The sequence below is a fragment of the Campylobacter canis genome, from assembly GCF_045504005.1.
Lineage (GTDB): Bacteria > Campylobacterota > Campylobacteria > Campylobacterales > Campylobacteraceae > Campylobacter_A > Campylobacter_A canis.
Map to the genome: position 1 here is coordinate 19,412 of NZ_JBJJXH010000015.1, position 7,727 is coordinate 27,138.

A 7,727-nucleotide genomic window follows, 5' to 3' on the forward strand; every position below is an offset into this window, starting at 1 on the left:
ATATGATTATGATATGGACGAATTTAAAAAATTTTTAGATAAAGCTTTTGATGAAAATAGGGGTGGTAGTGGATACTATGACTGGCGATCACTGAAATACTTTTTATTTGAATATGAGCAATTTCTACAAGAGGAGAAAAAAGAAGATATCTGTAAATTGGATTGGAGTATATTTTCTCAAACAAATTCAGATTTTAAAAATATAGAGCATATTTTGCCTCAGGACGATACCGAATGGAAAAAACAAGAGTGGTATAAAATAAAAAAGAAAGATAAATTTTTATTGACAAACTCTATTGGAAATTTAGTTGCGTTGAGTATTCCAAAAAATAGCTCTTTAAGCAACAATACTTTTGAAATTAAAAAAAATGGTAAGCCAAGCGATAAACAACCAATTGGATATAAATATGGCTCTTATTCTGAAATAGAAATTACTGAACATAAAACTTGGGGATACGAAGAAATAAAATCTAGAGGACTTAAACTCCTTGATTTTATGGAAAGAAGATGGAGTATAAAAAAATATAATAAAGATTTTGATTTCTGGAGCGGCATAGAAAATAAAGAAGATTTGTTGTTTTTGCCAAAGTAATCTAATTCTAATATAGCTCTATGCAGTTAGAGCTATATTGTTAGATTGTCAATAATGATGAATTAAAGTTTTACTCATTTCAGTCTTAACAAATTTTCAGTTTGTAATCTATCTTTTAAAGATTATATTTAATTTTGATTTTGCAAAAACCAAGACACAAAATGTCCTAAAGTCCTGCTAAAATTTCAACAGATCACAAAAAATGTATCGGTGATCTAAAAAACAAAAAAGGATAATAAATGATCTTTAATCAACTACAAGAGCTAGTATCTAAATCAGATATGAAAAAGCTTAGCAGAGAACTAGGGTACGCAAGAGAGAAAAACTTCTCAAGAGCTCTTTGTAATCTAAGTAATGCAAATTCATTAGATGAGTTTTTAGAACGAGGACACTTTGACTGGTGTCATAGCTCAAAGACTCTAATTATTTCAATTGCAAATCATTTTAATATAGACATAGCAAATGAGCTAAACACTTCAAATATTTTAAATGATGAAAAAAGAAGATACAAAGGCTCTTATATCTATATAGAGACGAATTTTAAAAGAAAAAACGAGTCTATATTTATGCTGGCTATGACTCAAAGAGTAAGATACTTAAGCTTAAAGCCCATACTTAATGAGCTTTATTTTAAAAGCATCGATATAAAGTTAAAAATAATATCTGAGTTTATAAAAGATCACTATAAAACTACCAAAACACTTCCGCTTTATGGAGATATAACAGGCTATAAACTATATCTTTTAAATAATACTTACAGCTTCGATACAGATGCAAACCTTGTGGATAAAGAAATTTCTGAGCAGGTAGCTTGGATTAAGATATAAGAAGGCAAAAATGCGCGAGTTCTCAAAACAAGAAAGAGCTAGGCTTATGGATATAAATAATAGACTCCATGGGTTAGAAAAGAGAATTGTGGATGTAGCTATAAAAACGGATAGCTATCTAGCACCACTTAAAGATGGAGATGAGATATATGATTATGATATTCACCTGAAAACTTTTTATAAAGATATATCCGATAGTGATAAGGTGGTTGTCTCATACAATGAGTGTTTTAGGGGCATATCGCAAGATATGCTTAAAGAGGATAGTGCAAATAACTATTTTTACACTAAAAACCAAAACGAATTTCAGCACTGGGAACACCATTCTATGAAAAATGAGTGGCACTGCCGGTTTTATCACTGCCTTTATGATCATACTAATCTTTACTTTGAGGATATGCTGGATATTGGAAATATAGATTCAGTATTACAAACAAGTATAGATTATAGTTGCAGGACTCTTGAGCTTAAAAGATTTGATAGCAGGAGGGGTTTTTGGCTAATGGATTGTAGTGATGAAGAAAAAGCCGAGATGATGAAGATAAACTCAGTCTTGCAAGACATTCAAGAAACTCTAATAAGCAAAGCTATTTTTCATGAGAATGAATTAAAGCAGAAGTTAGAAGATGGCATAATAAAGGGGTTTGATATGAATTACGAGGTTGCTTTTTATCTGAATGAAAAGGATCCCTTATACAAATAGGTGAGTTTATAAAGCCTTTAAAATGAGGGCTTTATTGTTTAAAAATTAAACTTTATCATCCTGCAGAAGTATTAAAGCTTCGTATTTAAAACAAATCTTCAAGCTTATATCTTTCTAGCATAAACTGTTTCATCTTTAATCTATACTCTTTTAGTGTATTTAAATCTTTTTTGAGGTTATTTGAAAAAGTTACAACATCTTGTAGGCTATTAAGTTGTATAGTTTTTTCTTCAAAGCACAATTTGCTTCTTACAAATTTAATCTTTCTTACTATTATGATATTTCTTTTTGTATCTACTGTAAAAAGTGGTTTTTTCTGGTATGAGGTTTCATATATTAGGCAAATGTTAGACTTGTGAGATACCATTTCATAATTAATTTCGACATTTGAAAGGTTGCTTGCTAAATCCAGTATAAAAAATTCAATTAATTCTATCTAAATCCAGTATAAAAAATTCAATTAATTCTATGTTGGATTTGATTGATGATAGAAATTCTGTTATTTTTTCTTTTTCTGTCAGTTTTTCATTTTTTGGTATACGACTATCAAAAAGGTATGAAAGTGAAAATTGATCTAATATGTTAAATATAGACTTTGTACTGCAATATAGTTCTCGTAGTCCGTAAAAAAGCTCTTCTTTTTCAGTTTTTAAAACTGAATCATATACGTAAGAAACTAAATTTACAACATATCCTAGCATTTTTTATCCTTTTACCAAATTTTAGTTTTTATATTTTTTAAGTGTGGTTACGTTTTTGTATACACATACATCTATCTCAGAGTATATCGATTTAAACATGTTTTTAAAGCATACTTTTCTTTTTTGTTTTGCTATTCATAATTTTCCCTATAAACACCTAAAAAACCACTGTCGCAATCCTTGCCAATGTACGTATCCATCCATTCTATATCGTCGAATGTTTCTTTAGATATACTTTTAATTATCTTTATATCATCAGAAGTTTTAGCAGTTAGTAATGCATTGATGATCAGCTTTTTAGCCCATAATTTATCTCCTAAATATTTTGAGATGCTTGGCGCAATAAGTACTTGAAAATATATGTCTCCACATTTGCTTAATGCACTTTTATATAGCTTTTCGGCCCATTCTTTATCATTAAGAGTTTTAATTACTGCTTCTGCAAAATATACGAAATCATAAAAATCTATACATTTTTGAAGCTTATTATTTAGTAGTTTTTCAGCCCATTTGATATCACCAAAATCTTTCGCAATGCTTTCTATCACATTATATTCATAAAAATAATCTCGTATGTGCCAATCTGCGAATAAATTTCGGTTAATGTCATAAAATACTCTTTGAAGCACACCTGTATCTTCATCATACATATGCATAACTAAATTATAGGCTAAGCTTTTTTGACCTGTAGTCATTAGTACAAAGTCCTTATAATCAGTATCGAAAATAAACTCTTTTAGTGGTTTAAATATGTCAGATTTCATTATATGTATCTCAAATCCCAAGGGTGGAGTTGAAAAACAATTGCTATTATTTTGGGCATCTAATGCTCTTTTATATGCCGATAATGCCAATCTATTATTTTCTATACCGATTGCCCCTTTGGCTACCATAAGATAATCAATACCATAAGTCATTGCTGTATTATAAACTTCATTCGCCCACTCGTAAGTATCATTTTTATAATTTTTGGGGCAGTCGTCATATTTACTTATTGGATTAAAAACATTTAGAAATTCATTTATGCATTCTGTATCTATAATTGAAGTATATGCAAATAAAGCCGATATATCACTGCTTATTTTTAATTCCAATTCTTTGGCATACTCAGAATCATTTAGGAGATTTAACTCCAATATCTTTTGATAGTATTTTGGTAGTAATGATGTAAAAAATGGCTTTAATTCGATATAGCCTAAGGACTCCAACCCTTCTTTATCAATTAGTATATCTGCAATTAATTCCAGTGTTTCAATGTTTTCATTTTCAAGCATACTGTATAAAATTCTTTCACATATTAGCTCAAAGTTTTGATGCATTGTTTTTAAATTTGTTAAAAATTTTAGAAGCAATATGTTTGCCTCTTCTTTGTTATTTTGCTTTAAATTATTGTATCTTTGGTAGTCATTTGTCAGTTCATTTAAAAAATCATTATCAACAATATCTTGTCTAAGTTTTTCAATTAGTGCTATTGTGCTATAGCCGTCTCCATTAAACATCCTTTCCATATCTAAAATCTCCTATATTTAACCAAACAGAGCCGGTTAAAACCCGACTCTGTTTCCACTATTTTCTACACCCTTATGCTTTATCTCTTCATTTAGCCTATTGATAAACTCATCAGCATCTTTTATGGGACTAAATCTGTTTGCTCTTAAAGCAGCAGCAAAGTCTCCTGGTGTTAAAATAGAGAAGTCAAGAAGTCTATCTTTTGTAGTTTTTGAAACTTCTAATCCTAGTATCTCACACTCTTTCATAAATAGCTTTTGAGCTTGTTTTGGTTTTAAGTATCCAAACTCTATCTTCATATCAAACCTTCTTATGCTAGCCTTATCAAGTCTATCTATAAGGTTTGTAGTAGCTATAAATACTCCTTCAAAGCTCTCCATCTGAGTTAGCATCTCATTTACTTGACTTACCTCCCAACTTCTAGTAGCTTCATTTCTATCTTGCAAGAATGTATCTACTTCATCAAATACAAGCACAGCCTTTTTCTCTTTAGCCTCTTTAAATGCTTTTGCTATATTTTTTTCGGTTTCACCTACATAAGCATCCATAAGATCACTTGCTTTTTTGATAATTATTTTTGAGCCTAGACTTTTAGCTATAAATTTTGCATAAGCACTCTTGCCGGTTCCTGCTGGACCATATATACAAAGTCTTGCGTTTTTGCTTGATTTTATACCCTCTGCAAGCTCTTTTAAATTTAAACTAGAATTTATTATGCTTGCATCATAGCTCTTTGGTAGATCTATCTTCTCTTCTTTCTTTTTCTTTTCTTTTTTGTCAAATCTATATCCTTGAGCTTTAAGATTGTTCTTTATAAGATCTTTAAAGATCTTATCTTTCTCATCACTATTTAAATTTGATACAACTTTTGTTGCATTAGAGATAAGAGCGGGAGCTATAAATTTATTTTTGGATAGCTTTTTAAGCACTTTTTCGCTTATTTGCCCATTGGTGTAATTAGTTAATATTTCAAGTCTCTTTGCTTTAGGTGGTATCTTAAACTCTATAACCATATCAAATCTTCTGATATAGGCATTGTCTATTTCATAAATATCGTTGGTTAGCCAGAAGGTTGGCACAGAATTGTTTTCAAGAGTATTATTTAAAAAAGCCTTTGATATTCTTTGTTCATCTTTAAATACATCTTCAACTTCATCAAACATAATAATATCATGCTTGCTGTCTAACACTCTATCGGCAACCAAAAGAGATGCGAAACGTGCCTCTCCTGTATAGTTATCAAGAGAGTATCTATTGGTATATGATATCTCGTAAAGGTTTTTACCTAATGTTGCCGATAGCATTTTTACAAATTCTGTTTTTCCGGTTCCTGGTTTGCCATAAAGAAGTATGTTTGTGCCTTTATTGCTGCTTAAAATATGAGTTTTTATCATGTTTTCATCTACAGGTATATGTCTAAAATCATCAAATTTCAGTAAAGATAGATCTGATTTAAAAAAACTTGATTTAAATACATCTATAACATTGCTATGACCTACCAGCATATCTGTACTAAAATAGGAGTAGAAAAAATCAAACGCACTTCCTAAATTGATATTTTGCGTAGTGTCTAGTTTTAAAACTCTACTTTGTCTTAGTTTCGAGCTTGGATGAAGAGATTTTTTAATAATATGTGAAGGAATATCAAGTATGGTGCCTAAAATATTGTAAAATGCTATGATATGAACTCTTCCAAGATCATAAAAAACATCTCTTAACGCTTCAAATTCATTTGTTAATATTGCAAATTCCAATATCTTTTTATCTTCATCGCTAAGATTAAGTGTTTTAGATAGAGCCTCCAAATTTTTGTCGAGATTTTTTAAGCCGGTGATTTTTTTCTTTTCAAGGCTTTCAAGCTGCATTTTAAGTCTTTTTTTGGCATTTTCCGTAGTTTCATTTGACTTTAATATACCGTCATGTCTTCTAAAGAAATCATCAGGCATTCCAAATTTTACAATAGCTCTTAAAGACCAAAGCTTTATCTTGTTCTCTATCTCTTTTGGTAGCATTAAATCATCCATAGCCTATCCTTTCTTTTTATTTTAAAAGGATTTTATCTACTTTTTAAGACAATATGATGTCTGATTTTAAGGTTTTTATATGTTTATCACTTGATAAAAAGGCTCTAGTGCTCCATCTGAGCTTGAATTATAGATTGTGGATTTATTTAGTGTGTCTATTCTGGCGATTGGATCATGTATATGACCGCAAAGAATTATTTTTACATTCATAAGTCCATGTTTTACTAGACGATAAAGTTCCATATCCCCATAGTCTTTATTGTTCTTAGAGATAGATGTTTTTGTCTTAGCCGGAGGCAAATGTGTTATCAGTATATCGCAATCAGCAAATTTTAAAATGTCCTCTTCGAGATATTTAGAACATCCAAATTTAATGCCATTGATATTTTTGATAGTATCATCACTATATATATTTTTTATTTGCTTTAGCCATTCATCTTTTAGACCTATATCATGGTTTCCACTACATACAAAAATAGGTTTTTTAAAACTTGAAAGCCAGTCGGATGTTTTTTCTATCTGGGTAGCTAGCGGAGAATAGCCATCCAATAAATCTCCGCTAAAACAAAATATGTCAAATTTATCTTCAAGGGCTGATATATGCTTAAAATATTCTACATTGAAATGTAGATCGCTGGCATGAAAAATTTTCATATCAATCACCAAACTCTGCTTCTATGAACTCTTTTCTCTCTTTATCTGACCTTATGGCATCCTTTAGCGTCATTACCCAAAACACTGCATTGTTTGCAACAGCATCTTCAAAAGGATTGCCATACATTTTGCTTAAGGCATTAAATACTTCATCGCCTTCATCGCAATCTACGCCAATACTCCCTAGATAAGGATATACAAGCATGCCAGGAGATACAAGATCAAATACCTCTGTCAATTTAGTATTAGGAAAATTTTCCTTCATTAAGTTCAAAAACTTTTCTCTTGCTTTTGTATCTATATATTTTTTATCTGTATTATCAAATGGACTGTTGCATTCGATCTCTTTTTTAAATGCACATATGTCATTGTATCTTGTATGAAAAACGATCCAAAATCCAAACTCTTTGCCTCTTTTAATTATAAATTCCTCAATGGTAGGTAGCGCAAGAGCCATGTTTTATTCCTTCTTTAAAATTAAGAAAATTATACATTAAAAAGTAGAAGGAATTATGTCCGGTTTTATTATGATTTATAATATAATCCATATATTTTGCTGGGACTTGATTGAAGATATTTTAAGATAATGTTAAACAATCTCTGAAAAGGCAATGACTGAAATTATTACTTAAAGAATATTTATAATGGCTCTGTTAAAATACTTCATTGATATTTAAGCTTTAATCCTATATAATATTTTCATTAAAACAACTATAG

At 30.0% G+C, this 7,727-nt stretch carries 8 protein-coding genes; 3 read left to right on the plus strand and 5 right to left on the minus strand.

What is annotated here, in order from left to right:
* Positions 1 to 13 precede the first annotated feature (13 nt).
* From ACHJH3_RS10765 to ACHJH3_RS10775, 3 genes are all read left to right on the plus strand, one after another.
* Positions 14 to 592: an HNH endonuclease family protein gene (locus ACHJH3_RS10765; protein WP_407064801.1), complete on the plus strand. Its 579-nt coding sequence runs from the start codon at positions 14 to 16 to the stop codon at positions 590 to 592.
* Positions 593 to 831: 239 nt separating this feature from the next.
* Positions 832 to 1,419: a hypothetical protein gene (locus tag ACHJH3_RS10770; RefSeq protein WP_407064802.1), complete on the plus strand. Its 588-nt coding sequence runs from the start codon at positions 832 to 834 to the stop codon at positions 1,417 to 1,419.
* A gap of 10 nt (positions 1,420 to 1,429) precedes the next feature.
* Positions 1,430 to 2,122, plus strand: a complete 693-nt coding sequence (locus ACHJH3_RS10775) for a hypothetical protein (RefSeq protein WP_407064803.1) — start codon at positions 1,430 to 1,432, stop codon at positions 2,120 to 2,122.
* Positions 2,123 to 2,544: 422 nt separating this feature from the next.
* Here ACHJH3_RS10775 and ACHJH3_RS10780 read toward each other — a convergent pair whose 3' ends face one another.
* The 5 genes from ACHJH3_RS10780 to ACHJH3_RS10800 all read right to left on the minus strand — a co-directional run bounded on the left by ACHJH3_RS10780 (position 2,545) and on the right by ACHJH3_RS10800 (position 7,467).
* Positions 2,545 to 2,823, minus strand: a complete 279-nt coding sequence (locus ACHJH3_RS10780) for a hypothetical protein (RefSeq protein WP_407064804.1) — start codon at positions 2,821 to 2,823, stop codon at positions 2,545 to 2,547.
* Positions 2,824 to 2,954: 131 nt separating this feature from the next.
* Positions 2,955 to 4,331, minus strand: coding sequence for a hypothetical protein (locus ACHJH3_RS10785; RefSeq protein WP_407064805.1), 1,377 nt, complete (start codon positions 4,329 to 4,331; stop codon positions 2,955 to 2,957).
* A 36-nt stretch (positions 4,332 to 4,367) separates the two neighbouring features.
* Positions 4,368 to 6,356, minus strand: coding sequence for an AAA family ATPase (locus ACHJH3_RS10790; protein WP_407064806.1), 1,989 nt, complete (start codon positions 6,354 to 6,356; stop codon positions 4,368 to 4,370).
* Between the two features lie 75 nt (positions 6,357 to 6,431).
* Positions 6,432 to 7,010 (minus strand): metallophosphoesterase family protein, encoded by a 579-nt coding sequence (locus ACHJH3_RS10795; protein WP_407064809.1) that lies wholly within the window; start codon positions 7,008 to 7,010, stop codon positions 6,432 to 6,434.
* A 1-nt stretch (position 7,011) separates the two neighbouring features.
* On the minus strand, positions 7,012 to 7,467 hold the full coding sequence (locus tag ACHJH3_RS10800) for a hypothetical protein (RefSeq protein ID WP_407064807.1): 456 nt from the start codon (positions 7,465 to 7,467) through the stop codon (positions 7,012 to 7,014).
* Positions 7,468 to 7,727 lie beyond the last annotated feature (260 nt).